The organism is Streptomyces sp. NPDC048278, assembly GCF_040652195.1.
Taxonomy (GTDB): Bacteria; Actinomycetota; Actinomycetes; order Streptomycetales; family Streptomycetaceae; genus Streptomyces.
Window position 1 is genome coordinate 135,332 of the sequence record NZ_JBEZLP010000014.1, and the last position, 18,531, is coordinate 153,862.

The following is an 18,531-nucleotide window of genomic DNA, read 5'->3' on the forward strand; positions in this document are numbered from 1 at the left end:
GCATGACAGCCGACTTCCTGGACGCCACCCGTACGTTCTACGACGCGGTCGCCTCCGACTACGCGGACCGCTTCCGCTCCGAGTTCGCCGGCAGGCCCGTGGAGAGGGCCATGTTGGACGTGTTCGCCGAACGCGTGGGCCCCGGCGCCGAGGTGGCCGATCTCGGCTGCGGTCCCGGCCGGGTGACCGGCCGGCTGGCCGCGCTGGGCCTGTCGGTCTTCGGTCTCGACCTCTCGGAGTCGATGCTCGCCATCGCCCGCCGCGAGAATCCCGGACTGCGCTTCGTCCAGGGCTCGATGCTGGAACTGGAGGCGGCGGACGGGGTGTTGGACGGGGTGCTGTGCTGGTACTCGTCCATCCACACGCCGGACGACCGGCTGCCCGCGCTGTTCCGGGAGTTCGCGAGGGTGCTGAGGCCCGGCGGGCAACTGCTCCTGGCGTTCCAGGTGGGGGACGTGGCACGGCGGCACGAGAACCCCTGGGGCCATCCGGTGACCCTGGACTTCCTGCGGCGGCGGCCGGAGCAGATGACGGCCCTGTTGGCCGACGCCGGGTTCACGCTGTACTCCAGCACGGTGCGGCAGCCCGACGCGGGGCTCGAAGAGGTCTGCCCGCAGGCCTTCCTGCTGGCCGGGCGCTAGTGCTGTGACCGGGTGGACAAGCCCGTCACCAGCCGGTGAAGCATCGCTCACGACGCCGGGTGAGTGCGTCCGTCTGTGGGCCGCTGCGACATGTGCGTCCGTGGTGTCGGTGTGCTGTCGGTGGTCTGTCGGCTGCCGGTGACGGTTGCCGCTGAGGCGTCGGCGCTTTGTCGGCGGGGTCTGGAACGTTCTGTGGAGGTCCTGCCGGGGTCGTCCGGCAGGCGTGAACACGCGAGGAACCACTATGAGCACTCACGTCACGATCATCGGCGCAGGACTCGGCGGTCTCACACTCGCCCGTGTCCTGCACGTCCACGAAATCCCGTCCACGGTCTACGAGGCGGAGCCTTCCCCGACGGCGCGCACGCAGGGCGGGCTGCTCGACATCCGCGACTACAACGGCCAACTGGCTCTGCGGACGGCCGGTTTGATGGACGAGTTCCGCGGCATCGTCCTGGAGGGACGTCAGGCGATGCGGGTCCTGGATCGGGGCGGGAAGATCCTCTTCGACCTGCCGGACGACGGTACGGGTGGCAGCCCCGAGGTCCTGCGTGGCGAGCTGCGGCAGATGCTGCTCGACTCGCTCCCGGCCGGCACTGTCCGATGGGGGCACAAGGTCAGTGGTGTCCGTGCTCTCGACGACGGCCGCCATGAGGTGGCCTTCGCCGACGGCACCACCGTCACCACGAGCCTGCTGGTCGGCGCGGACGGCGCCTGGTCGAGGGTCCGGCCGTTGCTGTCCGATGCGGTCCCCGAGTACATCGGCATCTCGTTCGTCGAGACCTACCTGTTCGGCGGCGACACCCGGCACCCGGCCAACGCGAAGACCCTCGGCGCCGGAGCAACGATGGTGCTTGAGCCGGGAAAGGGAATCATGGCTCACCGGGAGCGCGACGGGAACTTCCACACCTGGGTGATGCTCACCAGGCCGCAGGACTGGTTCACCGGCATCGACTTCACCAGTCCCCCCGCGGCCACCGCACGGATCGTGCGGGAGTTCGAGGACTGGGCACCGGAGCTCACCGCGCTGATCACCGACGGTGAGACCGCACCGGTCCTGCGCACCCTCCATACCCTGCCCGTCGAGCACCGGTGGGACCGGGCGCCGGGGGTGACCCTGATAGGCGACGCCGCCCACCTCACGGGCCCGAACGGCGAAGGCGCCAACCTGGCCATGTACGACGGCGCCGAACTCGGCAAAGCCATCGCCGCGCACCCCGACGACATCGAGACCGCGCTCACCGCATACGAGCAGGCCATGTTCCCCCGCAGCGCCGCATCCGCCGCTGAAGCCCCCGATCTCCACGAGATCCTGGGCGACGGCACACCCCACAACCTGATCACCAGGTTCGCCGGGAGCTGAGCGTTCCGACCGCAAGCGTTCGCCGCGGATGCGGGCGCGTTCTCTGCGCTCGGCGGCCAGGACGTCGCGGCGGCGGGCGTCGACGTCGCGCCACCGCGGCCGGACCGCCTGGCCGCCGACCTCTGAGGCACCGCCGCGCGACGGCCGCCGGGCGGAGCGGCGTGCCTGCTACCAGGCCACCGGCAGCTCCAGCGGGAACCGGCGGATGGTGTCGGTGTCCCAGCGGACCTCCTCCGGTCGCACCGCGAGACGGAGGTCGGGGAAGCGGTCCAGGAGGCGGCCCACGGCGACCTCCAGTTCGGCCATCGCCAGGGGAACCGCGATGCACCGGTGGCCGCCCCAGCCGAAGGTCATGTGGGGAGCGACGGGACGGTCGGGCACGATCTCGTGCGCGTCCTGGTAGCGGCCGGGGTCGCGGTTGGCCGTCAGGTACGAGACGTGCACGAAGTCGCCGCGGCGGATGAGCACGCCGTCCAGCTCGACGTCCTCCAGCGCCACCCGGGGGATGCCCACGCCCTTGCGGAAGGGGATGAACCGGAGCAGTTCGTGGAGGAAGTCCGTCAGGTCCTTCTGGTGCGCGTAGGCGTACCGCGCCAGCTCCGGGCGGGTCAGCAGCAGGTACATGATGTTGCTGATCTGGCAGGTCGCCGTGTCCTGGCCGCTGAGCGTGAGCGTCAGGAGCAGGACGGCCAGTTCCCGGTCGTCGAGCTGGTCGTCGCCGTCCCGGGCCTCGACGAGCAGGCTGACGAGGTCGGTGCCGGGCTTCCTGCGGCGTTCGGCGACGAGTTCGCCGAAGTAGGCCGTCAGGTCCTGCTTGGCCGCGCGGGCGACGTCGCGGTTGCCCGAGCCCAGCACCAGGAGCCGGTGGACCTGCTCCTGCATCCGGGGCCACTCGGCGCGTTCGATGCCCAGCAGGTCCATGATCGTGTGCTGGGGAAGGGTGTCGGACAGGTACCGGACCAGGTCGGCCGGCGAGCCCTCGGACTCCATCTCGTCGAGGAGCCGGTCCGTGAGGAGGGAGATCCGGTCCCGCATGCGCTCCACATGCTGCTGGGTGAAGGCCTGGGTGGCCAGGTGCCGGATCCGGCTGCTGTGCGGCGGGTCCATGACGTTGATCGACTCGGGGGAGACGATCGGCTCGGCCGTCATCCGCGGATAGTCGTGCTCGATGATCTCGGCCCGGCTGAACCGGGGGTCGGTGGTCACGACCTGTACCGACTCGAAGCTGGTGACCAGCCAGGCGTCCGACTCGCCGTAGGGCAGACGGATGGTGCCGAGGGATCCGCGCTCCATGAAACCGGCCAGGGCCGGGTCGAACTCGAGGGCCTTGCTGAAACCGAAGGGGCAGTCGACGGCCTGCACGTAGTTCTCCTTCATCGGTCGACCATGGTGAACCTCCCTTCGTGATGGAAGCACGGGTTCCGGATCGACCGGTGTTCTTATCGCCCTGGTGAGGCCACGTGGGCTAACGCAAACCACCGTGCGCGGCGACGCCGCGGACCGGCGGTCGCCTCACCTCGGGTACAGGCCCTCGATCTCCGTCGCGAAGTCCTTCATGACCGCCTCGCGGCGCAGCTTCATCGAGGGGGTCAGATGCCCGGCCTCCTCGGTGAAGTCGACGGGGAGCATCTCGAAGCGGCGGATGGACTCGGGGCGGGAGACGAGTTTGTTGGCCTCGTCGACCGCGCGCTGGAGGACGGCCCGCAGCTCGACGTCGTCCAGGAGGAGTTCCGGCGGCACCGGGTGCTTGCCGTTCATCTGGCGCCAGTGGGTGAGGCCGTCCCGGTCGAGGGTGATGAGGGCGCTGACGTACGGCAGCCCGTCGCCGATCAGCATCACCTGGGAGATGAGGGGGTGCGAGCGCAGCCAGTTCTCCAGCGGGGCCGGGGCGACCGACTTGCCGCCGGCCGTGATCAGCATCTCCTTCTTGCGGCCGGTGATGGTGAGGTAGCCCTCGTCGTCGAGTTCGCCGAGGTCGCCGGTGGCCAGCCAGCCGTCCCTGGTCGCCGGGACGACCCCGCCGGCCGCCGGGTCCCAGTAGCCGCGCAGGACGTGGTCGCCGGCGACCAGGATCTCGCCGTCGGCGGCGATCCGGACCTTGGTGCCGGGCATCGGCCAGCCGACCGTACCGAGGCGGGGCTTGAGGGGCGGGGTGCAGGTGCTGGCGGCGGTGGTCTCGGTCAGGCCGTAGCCCTCGTAGATCTCGATGCCGGCCCCGGCGTAGAACGCGGCGAGGCGGCGGCCCAGCGGGGAGCCGCCGCAGATGATGTGGCGGACCCTGCCGCCCATGGCGGTGCGGATACGGCGGTAGACGAGCGGGTCGTAGAAGGTGCGGGCGGTCTTCAGGGCGCGGCCGGGCCCGCTGCCGGTGCCGGTCTGTTTGGCCTCCAGCGCCTCGCCGTAGCGCTGCGCGACCGCGGTGGCCCGGTCGAAGACGGAGACCCGGCCGCCCGCCTCGGCCTTCGCCCGGGCGGTGTTGAAGACCTTCTCCAGCATGTAGGGGATGGTGAGGAGGCAGGTCGGCTTGAACCCGGCGAGGTCCGGCAGCAGGTCCTCGGCCTTGAGGCTGGGCGCGTGGCCGAGGCGGACCCCGGCGCGGACGCAGGCGATCGCCACCATGCGGCCGAAGACGTGGGACATGGGCAGGAAGAGGAGGATGGAGACCTCCTCGTCGTTGCGCGCCTTGAAGATCGGGTAGAGCAGCTCGATCGCGTTGTCGACCTCGGCGAAGAAGTTGCCGTGCGAGAGGGCGCAGCCCTTGGGGCGGCCGGTGGTGCCCGAGGTGTAGATGAGGGTGGCGAGGGTGTCCGGGCCGAGCATGCCCCGCCGTACGCCCACCTCGGCGTCCGGCACCGGTGCGCCGGCCTCCGCGAGCCGGTCCACGTGCCCCTTCTCCATCACCCACAGGTGCCTGAGGTCGGGCAGCCGGTCGAGCTCGGGGCCGAGCGCGGCGGCCTGCGCGGCGGTCTCGGTGACCAGGGCGACGGCACCTGAGTCGTGCATGATCCAGCGGGTCTGGAAGACCGAGGAGGTCGGGTAGATCGGCACGGTCACCAGGCCGGCCGCCCAGGCGCCGAAGTCGAGGAGGGTCCACTCGTACGTGGTCCGGGCCATGATCGCGATCCGGTCGCCGGGCAGCAGTCCCTCGGCGATCAGGCCCTTGGCCACCGCCTGCACCTGGGCGGCGAACTGAACGGCCGTCACGTGCTCCCAACGGCCTTCCTCCTCGGCCGACTTGCGGCTGAGCACCACGGCGCCGGGCTCCGCCTCCGCGTTCTCGAACGGCAGGTCGGCGAGCGAGCCGTGCCGCATCGAGGGTGCGAACGGCGGTACGTACGCCTCCCGTACCACCCCGTCCAGCCGCTGCACGAGGGGCTCGACCAGGATCGGGTTCCCGTCGTAGTCCGTGGCCTGGATCGCCGCGCCGGAGGAGACGGGGGCGGCGTTCGGATAAGACGACGTGGACACGGGGCGGCTCCTCGGGCGTGCAGCGGTGAACTGCTTGCTGCATGACGTACGTGCCTCGCGCACCGAGGCGTTCACCGGCACCGGGCCTCAGGAAGGGGTTACCGGCGGTTCAGGCTGGAGATCGTACGGGGCCGCTGTGGCGGGCTTGTGGGTTTTCGGGGGTTGTCCGGGGCCGGGCCTGTGCAATCCCGGAGGTTACGTGAGGGTCCTTCACGTTCGGCCCGTTTCCCGGTACTTGACAGCTGTGACATAGGCTTACCTACGGTAACCTTACTCCAGAGTCAGGAATCTGGCGAGATGGGGGGCATGAGCAAAGTTGCGAGCTGCGGGTGCGTCGTGGCTTGTCGCGCCCACGCGGCGGCAGCCGCATGTCAAACGCAGCCCCGCGCCCCTGGAAGCAGGGCACTTCCGTCACCGGCACTGAAAGGCAACCCCTGTGATCGTTCTTGACCGGGCCCCTGCTCTCGGCCCGCTGCTGGTCCTCGGCGCGCTGCGGTCGCCCTTCAAGAAGCCGGGTTCCGACGCCTCGTTCCCCCGCACCCGCCTCGTGCTGCCCGGGGTCCGTGCCGATCCCGGGAAGCTCGCCGCGTACGAGCGGGTGTGCGGGTTCGCGACCGGGGACGACGGGCTGCCGGTCACCTACCCGCATGTGCTGGGGTTTCCGCTGGCCATGCGGCTCATGAGCGCGCGGGAGTTCCCGTTGCCGCTGCTGGGGCTGGTGCACACCTCCATCGAGATCGAGCGGTACGCCGAGCTGCCCGGCGGCGGGACGTACGACATCGCCGTCCACGTCGAGGAGCTGAGGCCGCACCGGCGGGGCACCGAGGCCACCGTCGTGACCGGGGTGCGGGTGGGCGAGGACGTCGTATGGGAGTCGCGCAGTACGTATCTGGCGCGGCACCGCACGCGGCACTCCGGCGGGACGGTCCGGGACGAACCCGGTCGCCCGCCGCTGCCCGTGGTCGAGGAGTGGCGGATCGCCGGGGACGTCGGGCGGCGGTACGGGGCCGCGTCCGGGGACCGCAACCCCATCCACCTGCACCCGCTCACCGCCCGCCTCTTCGGCTTCCCCCGGGCCATCGCGCACGGCATGTGGACCGTGGCCCGCTGCCTGGCCGCGCACGGGGTGCCGACGGAGGCCGCCGTGCGGGCGGAGTTCCGGGCGCCGGTACTGCTGCCGGGTACGGTCGAATACGCCGCCGCGGACGGCCGTTTCCAATTGCGCAGCGGGGACCGGGTGCACGTGGAGGGCAAAGTGCTCCCACACGTTGCCCTTTGATCCGCCAACGCTGTACAAAAATTGTGTTTCGCCTGTCTGTGCGGATCCTGTCAGGAAATGTCGGATCCGCAGGTCACAGCCGCGCCCGAGGCTCTTTTCACAGGGTGTACTCAGCTTGCCCAAGGCTCCGTGAAGGAACCCCCCATGCTGCGCTCAGAATGCGTCCTTAACCTCAGCTCACTTTTATGATCCATTGCACGAAAGGCACTGAGCATGCCTCCCAGACGCGTCGCAGTAATCGCCGACTCTGACACCCGTTGGAAATGGGGGGCGTCGGTGGCACGGCAGCTCGCCCCCGACTGCGCGCTGGACGCGTACTTCCTGCGGGGCCGGTCCACGCCCACCGAACGGCAGCTCGCCGAGATCGGCATCGAGCCCGACAGCCGGCGTGAGGTGCCCGCCGCCGCACTGGTCGACGACGAGGAGCTGGCGACGGCCGACATCGTGGTCCTTGCGGTCCTCGGCGGCACGGTCCTGGCGCTCGTGCACAGCCTGGGGCGTGCCTGGGAGGGCCGGCTGCACCGGCCGGTCACGGTCAGCGGGTACGTCGGCGTGGTCTACGAGAAGATGGTCGACGGCCTCATGACCCGGGCCGGCACGGACCTGGTGCTCGCCAACTCCGACCACGACACCCGCCGTTTCCGCTCCGTCTTCGCGAGCGTCGGCGTCGACCCCGGCTCGGTGGTCGAGTGCGCCCTGCCCTTCCTCGGCGGCGCCCCCTACCGGCCCTCCGCCGACCGGCCGTTCACCGTCACCTTCGCGGCCCAGCCGTCCGTGCCCAAGGACCGCGCGTCCCGGCTCCGGCTCCTGGAGCGCACCGCCGCCCACGCGCGCCTGTACCCGGAGCGGCTCGTACTGGTCAAGCTGCGCAGCCTGCCCGGCGAGCAGACCACCCACGTGGAGTCCGACCCGTACCAGGAACTGGTCGAGACCCTCGCCGAACCCGCGCCCGCGAACCTCCAGCTCGTCTACGGCAACATGTCCGACGTGCTGGACCGCACCGACCTGCTGGTCACGGTGAGTTCGACGGCCGCCCTGGAGTCGATGCACCGGCGGATACCCACCGCGATCCTCACCGACTTCGGCGTCCGCGAGGCCCACGGCAACCACTACTTCGTGCACTCGGGCTGCCTCGCCTCCTGGGACGACATCGACGCGGGCGCGCTCCCGCAGCCCGACCCGGAGTGGGCGGCGGCCCAGGGCATCGGCAAGAGCGACCCGTACGCCGCGGCCCGGACCCGCATCGCCGCGCTGCGCGCCGCCGGCCCGCTGCGACCGCTGCTCCCCTACTACACACCGCAGACCGCCGGCACCTACCTCACCGGCATCCTCCGCAACAACGGCCTCGACGAAGCGGGCCGCCCCCTGCCCGTGGTGCCGGGTGCCGTGGGCCGAAGCCGGGTGAAGAAGGCCGTACGGCGGGTCGCCGGGCGAGGCGCCAAGAAGCTGTACCGCGTCGGCCACCAGCGACTGGCGCCCGCGCTGCGGAGGTGGGGGGCGGTGTGACGGACCGGGCCGGTCACGGCGGGGACCAGGGCCGGCCCTCCATCAGGTTGCCCAGCCCCGCCCAGGCGAAGTTCATCAGGGTCGCCGCCGCCTGGCGTGCCGTCACTCCCGGGGTGGCGTTGGCCCAGGCGGCCAGCGACTCGGCGGCGCCCACCAGTGCCTCGGCGAGGCCGGCGACCTCGCTCTCCGCCAGGTCGGGGTCACGGTGGGCGGCGCGGGCGGCGGCGACGATGAGCTGGGTCACGAACGCGACGATCTCCTCGCGCATCGCCGCGACCTCGGAGGCGAACCGCTCGCCGTGCGTGCGGGCCTGGAGGTGCAGCACCGACCAGCCGTCGGGGTGCTCGGCGGTATAGGTGAAGAAGGCCCGGAGCCCGTCCCAGAGCTGCCGGTCGGCGGGCAGCTCGCGGTCGACGCCGGTGCGGACCGCCTCGGTCAGGGCGCTCGCCTCACGGCGGATGCAGGCCGTGAACAGGTCGTCCTTGGAGTTGAGGTACAGGTACACCAACGGCTTGGAGACACCGGCGAGTTCGGCGATCTCGTCCATCGACGCGGCCATGTAGCCGCGCTGGCCGAAGGTCCGCACGGCGGCGTCCAGCATCTGCTGCTCACGTACCGCGCGCGGCATCCGCTTGGTCTTGACGGTCCCCATGGGACCAAGCCTAGTTGGGGCCGGAGACGCGGGAGCCGCTCAGGAGCTGGTCCTGGCCTGGTCCGCGGCGTCGACCGCCTCGTCCTCCTGGCTGCGGTTGGCCTCGATGTTGGCCTGCATCCGCTCGACCCGCTGCGCCACCTGCACCGAGGCCCGGTCCCGCTCCTTGCGCAGCACGACGAAGCTGATCGGCGCCGACAGGACGAGGGAGAGCAGCAGGACCCACAGGAAGTTGGAGTCGCCGAAGCCACGCGGGAACGCGCCGGCGTAGACGAGGCCCCAGACGACGAGGAGGCAGCCCGCGAAGATACCGAGGCGCATCAGCGTGTAGCGGAGCATCTCAATCCAGTCTTCCGATGACGAAAAGGGGCACCGTCCAGTGAAGCACGCCGTGGGGCCGATCTTTCACCGGGGTCGGGTCGGGCCGGGGCGGTTCAGGTCAGCGGGAGCAGCATGGTGATGTCGTCGCGGTCGTCGCCGGGGGCGACGCGGACCGCGGCCGGGACCCGGCCGACCTCCTTGTAGCCGCAGGAGCCGTAGAAGTTCTCCAGGCCGAGGCCGCCGCGGCAGCTGAGCCGTATCGCGTCGATGCCGTCGAAGCCGCGGGCGGTGTCGGCTGCGGCGGCGAGGAGGTCGCGGCCGTAGCCCTGGCCCTGGTGCTTCGGGTGCACCATCACCGTGTACAGCCACACCCAGTGCGTCATCAGCCGGTGCGTGTTGAAGGAGAAGAAGGCGGTGGCGGCGACCTCGCCGGCCTCGTCGTGCCCGACGAGGAGCCGGTGGCGGCCCTCGGCCATGGCGACGAGGTGCCGGACCAGTTCCGGGCGGATCTCCTCCGCGGTGACCGGCGCGACGAACCCGACGGCTCCACCGGCGTTGGACACGTCCGTCCACAGGCTGAGGACACCGTCGCGGAGGGTGGGGGTGACCGCGGGGTCGAGGGTGAAGGTAAGGGGCATGGCGGGATCGTATCCATTACGGCGGGGGGTGGGTAGCGCCAATTCGCCGTGGGGCTGCGGTCGCCACACGGGTGCGGGTGCGCCGTGGCTTGTCGCGCAGTTCCCCGCGCCCCTAAAAACAGCCGCGCACTGCGCAGCGGCCCCTGCTTTTGGCTTTTAGGGGCGCGGGGAACTGCGCGATCAGCCCCCACGCACCCGCACCCGACAACGCACCGTCGGCCGTCGCCTCACACCCGCATCGGCTGCGGGGACTCCCTGCGCGCCGGGTCCGGCCCGTCGTACTCGCGGATGATCTCGTAGCGGGTGTTGCGCTCCACCGGGCGGAAGCCCGCGTCGCGGATGAGGTCCAGCAGGTCCTCGCGGGTCAGCTTGTTCGGCGTGCCGTAGTTGTCCGCGTCGTGAGTGATCTTGTACTCGACGACCGAGCCGTCCATGTCGTCGGCCCCGTGCTGGAGCGCCAGCTGCGCCGTCTGCACGCCGTGCATGACCCAGAAGACCTTCACGTGCGGGACGTTGTCGAAGAGCAGGCGCGAGACCGCGAAGGTCTTCAGGGCCTCCGCGCCGGTCGCCATCTGCGTCCTGGCCTGGAGCCGGTTGCGGACCTTGCCGTCCTTCACGTCCACGAAGTCGTGCTGGTAGCGCAGCGGGATGAAGACCTGGAAGCCGTTGGTCTCGTCCTGGAGCTCGCGCAGACGCAGGACGTGGTCCACCCGGTGCTTCGGCTCCTCGATGTGGCCGTAGAGCATCGTGCAGGGCGTCTTGAGGCCCTTCTCGTGCGCCAGGCGGTGGATCCGGGACCAGTCCTCCCAGTGGGTGCGGTGGTCCACGATGTGCTGGCGGACCTCCCAGTCGAAGATCTCCGCGCCGCCGCCGGTGAGGGACTCCAGGCCCGCGTCGATCAGCTCGTCGAGGATCTCGGAGGCGGAGAGCCCGGAGATCGTCTCGAAGTGGTGGATCTCCGTCGCCGTGAAGGCCTTCAGGGAGACGTCCGGGAGGGCCGCCTTCAGTTCGCGCAGCGACCGCGGGTAGTAACGCCACGGCAGGTTCGGGTGCAGGCCGTTGACGATGTGCAGCTCGGTGAGGTTCTCGCCCTCCATCGCCTTGGCGAGCTTCACCGCCTCCTCGATGCGCATCGTGTACGCGTCCTTCTCGCCCGGCTTGCGCTGGAACGAGCAGTACGCGCAGGACGCGGTGCACACGTTCGTCATGTTGAGGTGGCGGTTGACGTTGAAGTGGACGACGTCGCCGTTCTTCCGCGTCCGCACCTCGTGGGCGAGGCCGCCCAGCCAGGCCAGGTCGTCCGACTCGTACAGCGCGATGCCGTCCTCACGGGTCAGCCGCTCACCGGCCCTGACCTTCTCCTCCAGCTCACGCTTGAGCCCGACGTCCATGCCCACACCTTTCCTCACGACCACGACCACCCCACCGTACGACTAGACCTCTTCGGGCAGTTCCCCGACCCGGTTCTCCCACTTCGTGGACAGCACGATCGTGGTACGGGTCCGGGAGACGCCCTTCGTGCCGGACAGTCGCCGGATGGTCTTCTCCAGGCCGTCCACGTCGGTGGAGCGCACCTTGAGCATGAAGGAGTCGTCGCCGGCGATGAACCAGCAGTCCTCGATCTCCGGCAGGTCCCGCAGCCGCTGCGCCACGTCCTCGTGGTCGGCCGCGTCCGAGAGGGAGATGCCGATGAGGGCGATGACGCCGAGGCCGAGCGAGGCCGCGTTGACGGTGGCGCGGTAGCCGGTGATGACCCCGGCCGCCTCCAGCCGGTTGATGCGGTCGGTGACGCTGGGTCCCGACAGTCCGACGAGGCGGCCCAGCTCAGCGTACGAGGCCCGGCCGTTCTCCCTCAGGGCCTGGATGAGCTGCCTGTCCACGGCGTCCATGCGATCGAAGCCTTCCGCTGAAGTTCCCGAAGTAGATGAGAGGTGGTGCAGAGGTGGTGCGGAGGTGGTGCGGAGGTGGTGCGCGGGTGGTGCTACTTGCTTCCGCCGCCGAGGTCCCCCGTCCAGCGGCGGTAGAGCCGGTGTCCGACGCCCGCCGCGTCCAGCACCCGCCCGGCGACGAAGTCGACCAGGTCCTGGATGTGGGTCGCGCCCGCGTAGAAGGCCGGTGAGGTGGGGACGACGACCGCCCCGAGGTCGTCCAGGGTGACCAGGTGGCGCAGGGTCTGGCCGTTCAGCGGGGTCTCGCGGACCGCGACGACCAGCGGCCGGCGCTCCTTGAGGGTGACGCTGGCCGCCCGCTGGAGCAGGTCCTTGGAGAGGCCGAGGGCGACCCCGGCGACGGCGGCGGTGGACGCCGGCACGATCAGCATGCCCTTCGCCGGGTACGACCCGGAGGACGGCCCCGCGGCCAGGTCCCCGGCGCTCCAGTACCGCACGCGGGCGAGGTCCACCGCGAAGGTCCCCGGCTTGCCGTCGGCCCCCCGTGCCAGCCATTCCCCCAGGTCGTCCTGCCAGTGCGCGTCCCGGAAGGAGATCCCGGTCTCGTCCAGCAGGGTGAGCCGCGAGGCCCGGCTGACCACCAGGTCGACGCTCTCCCCCGCGTCCAGCAGGGCACGCAGCACAGCAGCGGCATACGGCGTTCCGGACGCCCCGGACACCCCCACGATCCAAGGCACGCGCTGCGTTTCTCCTGCGTTCACACCACGAGCGTACCGGCGCGCCCCATCGTGTTCAGGACGGGGCGGCAGCCTGGGACCGTCCCCGGACAAACGGCGACCACGTGACCGTGAACGGATTCATCGCCGTCGCCCTCGAATCGTCCCTGCCGTGGCGGGGACGATCCGACGACATGACCGGTGACGGACCCCGAGATCGGCGGGACCGGCCGTCGGACCGCCGCCCCCCGCCGCCACTCGGACGGGCTAGACGGCGAGCCCTCGCAGCAGCAGGTCGATCAGGGCGCACACGAAGAGGCTGATGCCGATGAAACCGTTCGTCGAGAAGAACGCGCGGTTGAGGCGGGAGAGGTCGTGCGGGCGGACGATGGTGTGCTCGTACAGGAACGCGCCCGCCACGATCACCAGCCCCAGCCAGAAGAAGGCACCGGCGTCGGTGGCGATCGCGTACCAGACGAACAGGGCCGTGACGATCGCGTGGCAGACCCGCGCCCCCCAGATCGCCGCCGGGATGCCGAAGCGGGCCGGGACCGACATGACGCCGATCTCGCGGTCGGTGTCGACGTCCTGGCAGGCGTAGATCAGGTCGAAGCCGCCGATCCAGATGCCGACGGCGAGGCCGAGGATCACCGCGTCCCAGGACCACTCGCCGGTGATCGCCAGCCAGCCGCCGATCGGGCCCATGGCCTGGGCGAGACCGAGGATGGCCTGCGGGAAGTTCGTGAACCGCTTGCCGTAGGGGTAGACCACCATCGGGATCACGGCGACCGGCGCGAGGGCCAGGCACAGCGGGTTGAGCAGGGCCGCCGAGCCGAGGAAGACCGCCACCGCGATCAGCGCGCCGGTCCAGGCGTGCTTCACGCTCATCGCGCCGGTGACCAGCTCGCGGTGGGCGGTGCGCGGGTTCCGGGCGTCGATCTCGCGGTCGATGATCCGGTTGACGGCCATGGCGAAGGTGCGCAGGCCGACCATGCAGATCGTGACAAGGAGCAGCCGGCCCCAGTGGATGTTCCGGTCCAGCTCGAACATCGCGGTCAGCGCGGCGATGTACGCGAAGGGCAGCGCGAAGACCGAGTGCTCGATCATCACCAGGCGCAGGAAGGCTTTCGTCCGTCCCGGCTGCGGGAGGGCTGCGGAGGCGGAGCTCACAGGCCGTACTCCTTCCAGCGGCGGTCGACCTTCGCCGCCGTATCCGGGTCCGACAGGACCATGTCCGGCCAGCCCCCGTCCCGGGTGTAACCCTCCTCGGGCCACTTCTTCGTCGCGTCGATGCCCGCCTTGCCGCCCCAGAACTGCTGGTAGGAGGCGTGGTCGAGGTGGTCGACCGGGCCTTCGACGATGCTCAGGTCACGGGCGTAGTCGGTGTTGCCGAGCGCCCGCCAGGAGACCTCGTGCAGGTCGTGGACGTCGCAGTCGGAGTCGACGACCACGATCAGCTTGGTGAGCGACATCATGTGCGCCCCCCAGATCGCGTGCATGACCTTCTGCGCGTGCTTCGGGTACTTCTTGTCGATCGAGACGATCGCACAGTTGTGGAAGCCGCCGGACTCGGGCAGGTGGTAGTCCACGATGTCCGGGACGATGATCTTCAGGAGGGGGAGGAAGAAGCGCTCGGTGGCGCGGCCCAGCGGGCCGTCCTCGGTCGGGGGGCGGCCGACGACGATCGACTGGAGCAGCGGACGCTTCCGCATCGTCACGCAGTCGATGGTCAGCGCCGGGAACGGCTCCTGCGGGGTGTAGAAGCCGGTGTGGTCGCCGAACGGGCCCTCGGGCAGCATCTCGCCCGGCTCCAGCCAGCCCTCCAGGACGACTTCGGCGTTGGCCGGGACCTGGAGCGGGACGGTCTTGCAGTCGACCATCTCGATCCGCCGGCCGGCGATGAACCCGGCGAAGAGGTACTCGTCGATGTCGCCGGGGAGCGGGGCGGTGGAGGCGTAGGTGACGGCGGGCGGGCAGCCGAAGGCGATCGCGACCGGGAGCCGCTCCCCCTTCCGGGCCGCCACCTGGTAGTGGTTGCGGCTGTCCTTGTGGATCTGCCAGTGCATGCCGATGGTGCGCCTGTCGTGGCGCTGGAGCCGGTAGAGGCCCAGATTCCGGATGCCGGTCTCGGGGTCCTTGGTGTGGGTCAGCCCCAGGTTGAAGAAGGAGCCGCCGTCCTGCGGCCAGGTGAAGAGCGCCGGGAGCTGGTCGAGGTCGACGTCGTCGCCGGTGAGGACCACCTCCTGCACCGGTGCCTCCTTGACCTTCTTCGGCGGTACGTGCGCCATCGCGCCGAGCTTCCCGAACGCCTCGCGCACGCCGACGAAGCCGTGCGGCAGCTCGGGGCGGAGCAGCCCGCCGATCTTCTCGGAGATCTCGCCGTACGACTTCAGGTCCAGGGCCTTCAGGAGGCGCCGGTCGGTGCCGAACACGTTCATCGCGAGGGGCATGCTCGACCCCTTCACGTTCTCGAAGAGCAGCGCCGGTCCGCCGGCCTTCTGCACCCGGTCGACGATCTCCCCGACCTCCAGATACGGGTCGACCTCGGCCTTGACACGCTTGAGGTCTCCCTCGCGCTCCAGTGCCCGGAGCAGGGAGCGAAGATCGTCGTAAGCCATGTGTCCCAGTATCGGCCACCCGGTGTCGGGCCCCGGTCACCGCCCCCTGCATACGCGTCGGCCGCTAGTCTGGCCGCCATGCTCAGGTATCTGCCCTACTTGCTGGTCCTCGCCCTGTGGATCTACGCCTTCGTGGACTGCCTGAACACCCCCGAGGACGAGGTCCGCGCCCTGCCGAAGCTGGCGTGGGTCTTCATCATCCTGCTCTTCGGCGAGGTCCTGGTCGGCCCGGTGGCCTGGCTGGCAGCCGGCAAGACCCGCCGGCCACGCGAGCACTGGGTCGCCCCGGACGACAACCCGGAGTTCCTGAAGTCCCTGAAACCGGACGACCCACGCACCGAGTGACCCCGGGACCGGGGTGCCGGCCGGAATCCTAGAGAAGTGCCTTCACCTGCGCCGCCGTCAGGGCGCGTTGGAATACCTGGACCTGTTTGATGGAGCCGGGGAACCAGTCGGTGGGGCCGGTGGGGCCGGTGGCGCGGCCGATGGTGAGGGGGCCTTCGGCGGCGGTGGGGTTGGTGTCGTTGATGCCGGCCTCCTGGGTGCCGCCGACGTAGAGGACGAGCTGGTTGCGCAGGCCCTCGTAGACGCCGACCAGGTGGGCCCAGGTCCCGGGCTCGGGGACGCTGTACGAGAGGGCGCGCAGGCCGGGGCGGGCGAAGGCCCAGCGGTTCTCGGCGGGCGAGTACTGGAGGTAGAAGCCGCTGACGACGCCCGCGTCCTGGGCGACGGCCGTGGCGAAGGACGCCGGCTGCCGGGTCAGGCACACCCAGGCCGAGACGGTGAAGCCGCGGCCCCTGCCGGTTCTGAGCACGGACCCACGGGTGACGATCTGGCTGGAGCCGCCGTCGAAGAGCGCGGCTCCGTCCTTGCCCCTGCCCCAGCCGACCGCGGTCGCGGTGCCGTCGTAACGGCCGGTGTCGTCGGCGGCGACCGTCCCGGAGGTCTCCTCCAGCGGCCACGCGGCGAGCGGCGAGGGCACGGAGACGGCACCGGTACCGGCGGAGTGCTGTGCGGCCTTCTTGTTCCCGGCCCGGTTGAGGACGTGCGCGACCGGTACGGCCCCGAGCGCGGCGACCGCGAGAACTCCCCCGGAGACGAGCAGCGCGCGGCGGCCCACCCCGCCGCCCGGAGCGGCGGCGGGTGCCGGGGCGGCACGGGTGAGGGGGCGGGTGGCGGCGGGTGCCGGGGCGGAGCCGCCCGTGAGCGCGGTCCGGGGGTCCGCGGCAGGCCGGGCGAGGAACGCCGTGGCGCCTGCGGCCGGGCCGATCCTCGTCAGGATCTCCCGCGGCGTGGGACGGTGGGCCGGGTCCTTCGCCAGGCAGTCCGCGATGAGGGCGGCGAGCGCCGGGTCGCCGACGGCGGTGATGTCGGGTTCGTCGTGCACGACCCGGTACAGCAGCGCCGGGGTCGGCCCGTTGCCGAAGGGGTTGCCGCCCGTCGCCGCGTACGTGAGGACCGCGCCCAGCGCGAACACGTCGCTCGCGCCGGTCACCTCCCCGCCCGCCACCTGCTCCGGCGACATGAAACCGGGCGAGCCGACCATGAGCCCGGCCCGCGTGATCGTGACCGACTCGACGCTGCGGGCGATGCCGAAGTCGATGACCCGCGGCCCGTCCTCGGCGAGCAGCACGTTCGACGGCTTGAGATCGCGGTGCACCAGCTGCGCCGCGTGGATCGAGGTGAGCGCCTCCGCGAGCCCGGCGGCGAGTTCGAGCACGGTCGCGGCGGGCAGCGGTCCGCGTTCGGCGACCGCGTCCTGGAGCGAGGGCCCGGCGATGTAGCTGGTGACCAGCCAGGGCAGCGGGGCGTCCGGATCGGCGTCCACCACGGGTGCGGTGAAGGCACCGCTCACCTTGCGGGCGGCCTCCACCTCACGCCGGAACCGTGATCTGAACTCGGGCTGCCCCGCGACCAGTTCGGCATGGACCACTTTCACGGCGACGGCCCGGCCGCCCGGGGAACGGCCGAGGAAGACCCGCCCCATCCCGCCCGCGCCGAGCCGCCTCAACAGCTGGTAGTCCCCGACGGAACGCGGATCGCCGGGCTCCAGAGCTGCCACGACCCCTCCCGCACCGCTGACTCCCGAAGACCCGGTCAGCATAGGACCACCGGCTCCGGCGGTTGGCCGATTCCGGCTCCCCCAGGGCAAGTTGCCCCCGGGTCTGCCCTTGCGGACAAGTGACGGACGAGTGACCGACGAGCGGGGGCCGGGCGGGGCCGGGTCTCCGCGGCGGGGACGACGACGGAACAGGGCCCTCAGCAGGGTGAGTCGGGAAGGTGTTCTCGTGCCCACTCGCCCAGGGCCTTCAGTGACGGCTCCAGTGCCGCTCCCTGGGCGGTGAGCCGGTACGAGACGCGCAGGGGTGGGCCCTCGTCGACCTCGCGGACCACGAGTCCGGCCGTGGCGAGTTCGGCGAGCCGGTCGGAGAGCATGCGTTCGCTGATGCCGGGGATGGCGCGGCGCAGGCTGGCGAAGTGCGTGGGCTGATCCATCAGGACGGACAGGATCGGGCCGTTCCAGCGCTTGCCGAGCACTTGGAAGACGCGCGTGATGCCGGCATCGACACCTTTGCACGCTTCCGGGTCATGGGCCTGCTCCACCGCCATGGGATCAGGGTACAGCCCCACGGAAAGGAAGGGGGTGAAAAAAAGTAAGCACCTGTGTTATCTATAGCTGAGTACGAATCCTCAGCCCCCACGGCTCTGCCCTGGGCCCGTGTATCCGGAGACCTCTCATGGCCACGCTTCTCCACATCGACTCGTCCCTCCTCCCCGGCGGGGCCTCCTCCTCCCGTGCCGTCACCGACGCCTTCCGCACGGCCTGGCTGGCACAGCACCCCGACGGCGAGGTGATCTACCGGGACCTGGCGGCGGACCCCGTACCGCACCTGAACGCGGCTGCCCACACCGCCGGTTTCGCCGACCCCGCCACCCACAGCCCCGAGCAGACGGACGCCTTCGCGGCCCGGGTGCGGCTGATCGAGGAGCTGGAGCGGGCGGACGCGGTGCTCATAGGCGCCCCGATGTACAACTTCACGATCCCGTCGACGCTGAAGGCCTGGCTGGACAACGTGGTCCTGTTCGGCCGCACGATGGGCGAGACGCCGTCCGCCAAGGGCACGCCGGTCACCGTCGTCGCCAGCCGCGGCGGCTCGTACGCGCCGGGCACCCCGCGCGAGCCGTTCGAGTACGTCCAGAACTACCTGACCGCGCTGCTCTCCGACGGCCTCGGCCTGGACGTCGACTTCATCGTGCCGGAGCTGACGATGGCCCCGCAGAACCCGGCGATGGCCGAGCTCGTGCCGCTCTACGAGGCCTCCCGCGACCGCGCCCTCCAGGACGCGGCCAGCAAGGCGAAGGAGCTGGCGGACCGCCTCGCCGCGTGACGGACGCACCGGCCCCGGGCCCCCGGTCCGGGGCCGGTTGCGCCGATCGGC

At 70.9% G+C, this 18,531-nt stretch carries 18 protein-coding genes; 6 read left to right on the forward strand and 12 right to left on the reverse strand.

What is annotated here, in order from left to right; genetic code table 11:
• The first annotated feature begins 2 nt into the window (after positions 1 to 2).
• Positions 3 to 641 carry a class I SAM-dependent methyltransferase gene (locus tag AB0D74_RS24840; RefSeq protein ID WP_362590913.1) on the forward strand — a complete coding sequence of 213 codons (639 nt, stop codon included), beginning with the start codon at positions 3 to 5 and terminating at the stop codon, positions 639 to 641.
• Between the two features lie 244 nt (positions 642 to 885).
• Positions 886 to 2,004 carry an NAD(P)/FAD-dependent oxidoreductase gene (locus tag AB0D74_RS24845; protein WP_362590916.1) on the forward strand — a complete coding sequence of 373 codons (1,119 nt, stop codon included), beginning with the start codon at positions 886 to 888 and terminating at the stop codon, positions 2,002 to 2,004.
• 168 nt (positions 2,005 to 2,172) lie between these two features.
• On the opposite strand, the gene AB0D74_RS24850 is transcribed toward AB0D74_RS24845, so the two are convergent.
• Positions 2,173 to 3,381 (reverse strand): cytochrome P450, encoded by a 1,209-nt coding sequence (locus AB0D74_RS24850; protein WP_362590919.1) that lies wholly within the window; start codon positions 3,379 to 3,381, stop codon positions 2,173 to 2,175.
• Between the two features lie 135 nt (positions 3,382 to 3,516).
• Positions 3,517 to 5,421: an AMP-dependent synthetase/ligase gene (locus AB0D74_RS24855; RefSeq protein WP_362591205.1), complete on the reverse strand. Its 1,905-nt coding sequence runs from the start codon at positions 5,419 to 5,421 to the stop codon at positions 3,517 to 3,519.
• 487 nt (positions 5,422 to 5,908) lie between these two features.
• On the opposite strand from AB0D74_RS24855, the gene AB0D74_RS24860 reads away from it, so the two are divergent.
• A complete protein-coding gene (locus AB0D74_RS24860; protein ID WP_362590923.1) occupies positions 5,909 to 6,751 on the forward strand; it encodes a MaoC/PaaZ C-terminal domain-containing protein in 843 nt (280 codons plus the stop codon).
• Positions 6,752 to 6,964: 213 nt separating this feature from the next.
• On the forward strand, positions 6,965 to 8,257 hold the full coding sequence (locus AB0D74_RS24865) for a DUF6716 putative glycosyltransferase (RefSeq protein ID WP_362590925.1): 1,293 nt from the start codon (positions 6,965 to 6,967) through the stop codon (positions 8,255 to 8,257).
• Positions 8,258 to 8,270: 13 nt separating this feature from the next.
• Here AB0D74_RS24865 and AB0D74_RS24870 read toward each other — a convergent pair whose 3' ends face one another.
• From AB0D74_RS24870 to AB0D74_RS24905, 8 genes are all read right to left on the reverse strand, one after another.
• Positions 8,271 to 8,909, reverse strand: coding sequence for a TetR/AcrR family transcriptional regulator (locus AB0D74_RS24870; RefSeq protein WP_362590928.1), 639 nt, complete (start codon positions 8,907 to 8,909; stop codon positions 8,271 to 8,273).
• Between the two features lie 39 nt (positions 8,910 to 8,948).
• Positions 8,949 to 9,248 (reverse strand): DUF4229 domain-containing protein, encoded by a 300-nt coding sequence (locus AB0D74_RS24875; protein WP_362590930.1) that lies wholly within the window; start codon positions 9,246 to 9,248, stop codon positions 8,949 to 8,951.
• Between the two features lie 95 nt (positions 9,249 to 9,343).
• Positions 9,344 to 9,868 carry a GNAT family N-acetyltransferase gene (locus AB0D74_RS24880; RefSeq protein WP_362590933.1) on the reverse strand — a complete coding sequence of 175 codons (525 nt, stop codon included), beginning with the start codon at positions 9,866 to 9,868 and terminating at the stop codon, positions 9,344 to 9,346.
• Positions 9,869 to 10,095: 227 nt separating this feature from the next.
• Complete coding sequence (mqnE, locus tag AB0D74_RS24885) at positions 10,096 to 11,259, reverse strand: aminofutalosine synthase MqnE (RefSeq protein ID WP_362590936.1); 1,164 nt, start codon at positions 11,257 to 11,259, stop codon at positions 10,096 to 10,098.
• A 42-nt stretch (positions 11,260 to 11,301) separates the two neighbouring features.
• Positions 11,302 to 11,757 carry an Lrp/AsnC family transcriptional regulator gene (locus tag AB0D74_RS24890; RefSeq protein ID WP_073901832.1) on the reverse strand — a complete coding sequence of 152 codons (456 nt, stop codon included), beginning with the start codon at positions 11,755 to 11,757 and terminating at the stop codon, positions 11,302 to 11,304.
• Positions 11,758 to 11,849: 92 nt separating this feature from the next.
• Complete coding sequence (locus tag AB0D74_RS24895) at positions 11,850 to 12,494, reverse strand: UbiX family flavin prenyltransferase (protein ID WP_362590940.1); 645 nt, start codon at positions 12,492 to 12,494, stop codon at positions 11,850 to 11,852.
• Between the two features lie 246 nt (positions 12,495 to 12,740).
• Positions 12,741 to 13,643 carry a menaquinone biosynthesis prenyltransferase MqnP gene (gene mqnP / locus AB0D74_RS24900; RefSeq protein ID WP_362590943.1) on the reverse strand — a complete coding sequence of 301 codons (903 nt, stop codon included), beginning with the start codon at positions 13,641 to 13,643 and terminating at the stop codon, positions 12,741 to 12,743.
• Positions 13,640 to 15,091, reverse strand: a complete 1,452-nt coding sequence (locus AB0D74_RS24905) for a menaquinone biosynthesis decarboxylase (protein WP_362590945.1) — start codon at positions 15,089 to 15,091, stop codon at positions 13,640 to 13,642. Before AB0D74_RS24905 ends, mqnP begins: the two co-directional genes overlap by 4 nt.
• 78 nt (positions 15,092 to 15,169) lie before the next feature.
• On the opposite strand from AB0D74_RS24905, the gene AB0D74_RS24910 reads away from it, so the two are divergent.
• On the forward strand, positions 15,170 to 15,436 hold the full coding sequence (locus tag AB0D74_RS24910; protein WP_362590947.1) for a PLD nuclease N-terminal domain-containing protein: 267 nt from the start codon (positions 15,170 to 15,172) through the stop codon (positions 15,434 to 15,436).
• Between the two features lie 28 nt (positions 15,437 to 15,464).
• On the opposite strand, the gene AB0D74_RS24915 is transcribed toward AB0D74_RS24910, so the two are convergent.
• Both AB0D74_RS24915 and AB0D74_RS24920 read right to left on the reverse strand, forming a co-directional pair.
• Positions 15,465 to 17,153, reverse strand: a complete 1,689-nt coding sequence (locus tag AB0D74_RS24915) for a protein kinase (RefSeq protein WP_362590950.1) — start codon at positions 17,151 to 17,153, stop codon at positions 15,465 to 15,467.
• 197 nt (positions 17,154 to 17,350) lie between these two features.
• Positions 17,351 to 17,701, reverse strand: a complete 351-nt coding sequence (locus AB0D74_RS24920) for a helix-turn-helix domain-containing protein (protein ID WP_362590953.1) — start codon at positions 17,699 to 17,701, stop codon at positions 17,351 to 17,353.
• Between the two features lie 128 nt (positions 17,702 to 17,829).
• Between AB0D74_RS24920 and AB0D74_RS24925 the strand changes: the two genes are divergently transcribed.
• Positions 17,830 to 18,480, forward strand: coding sequence for an NAD(P)H-dependent oxidoreductase (locus AB0D74_RS24925; protein ID WP_362590956.1), 651 nt, complete (start codon positions 17,830 to 17,832; stop codon positions 18,478 to 18,480).
• Positions 18,481 to 18,531: the final 51 nt, after the last annotated feature.

What these genes read in the sequence shown, in the direction of transcription:
- AB0D74_RS24890 (WP_073901832.1), bottom strand. Translation starts at nt 11,757, where the DNA reads ATGGACGCCGTGGACAGGCAGCTCATCCAGGCCCTGAGGGAGAACGGC.
- AB0D74_RS24840 (WP_362590913.1), top strand. Translation starts at nt 3, where the DNA reads ATGACAGCCGACTTCCTGGACGCCACCCGTACGTTCTACGACGCGGTC.
- AB0D74_RS24920 (WP_362590953.1), bottom strand. Translation starts at nt 17,701, where the DNA reads ATGGCGGTGGAGCAGGCCCATGACCCGGAAGCGTGCAAAGGTGTCGAT.
- AB0D74_RS24880 (WP_362590933.1), bottom strand. Translation starts at nt 9,868, where the DNA reads ATGCCCCTTACCTTCACCCTCGACCCCGCGGTCACCCCCACCCTCCGC.
- AB0D74_RS24910 (WP_362590947.1), top strand. Translation starts at nt 15,170, where the DNA reads ATGCTCAGGTATCTGCCCTACTTGCTGGTCCTCGCCCTGTGGATCTAC.
- AB0D74_RS24845 (WP_362590916.1), top strand. Translation starts at nt 886, where the DNA reads ATGAGCACTCACGTCACGATCATCGGCGCAGGACTCGGCGGTCTCACA.
- AB0D74_RS24850 (WP_362590919.1), bottom strand. Translation starts at nt 3,381, where the DNA reads ATGAAGGAGAACTACGTGCAGGCCGTCGACTGCCCCTTCGGTTTCAGC.
- AB0D74_RS24925 (WP_362590956.1), top strand. Translation starts at nt 17,830, where the DNA reads ATGGCCACGCTTCTCCACATCGACTCGTCCCTCCTCCCCGGCGGGGCC.
- AB0D74_RS24870 (WP_362590928.1), bottom strand. Translation starts at nt 8,909, where the DNA reads ATGGGGACCGTCAAGACCAAGCGGATGCCGCGCGCGGTACGTGAGCAG.
- AB0D74_RS24875 (WP_362590930.1), bottom strand. Translation starts at nt 9,248, where the DNA reads ATGCTCCGCTACACGCTGATGCGCCTCGGTATCTTCGCGGGCTGCCTC.
- AB0D74_RS24865 (WP_362590925.1), top strand. Translation starts at nt 6,965, where the DNA reads ATGCCTCCCAGACGCGTCGCAGTAATCGCCGACTCTGACACCCGTTGG.
- mqnE (WP_362590936.1), bottom strand. Translation starts at nt 11,259, where the DNA reads ATGGACGTCGGGCTCAAGCGTGAGCTGGAGGAGAAGGTCAGGGCCGGT.
- AB0D74_RS24905 (WP_362590945.1), bottom strand. Translation starts at nt 15,091, where the DNA reads ATGGCTTACGACGATCTTCGCTCCCTGCTCCGGGCACTGGAGCGCGAG.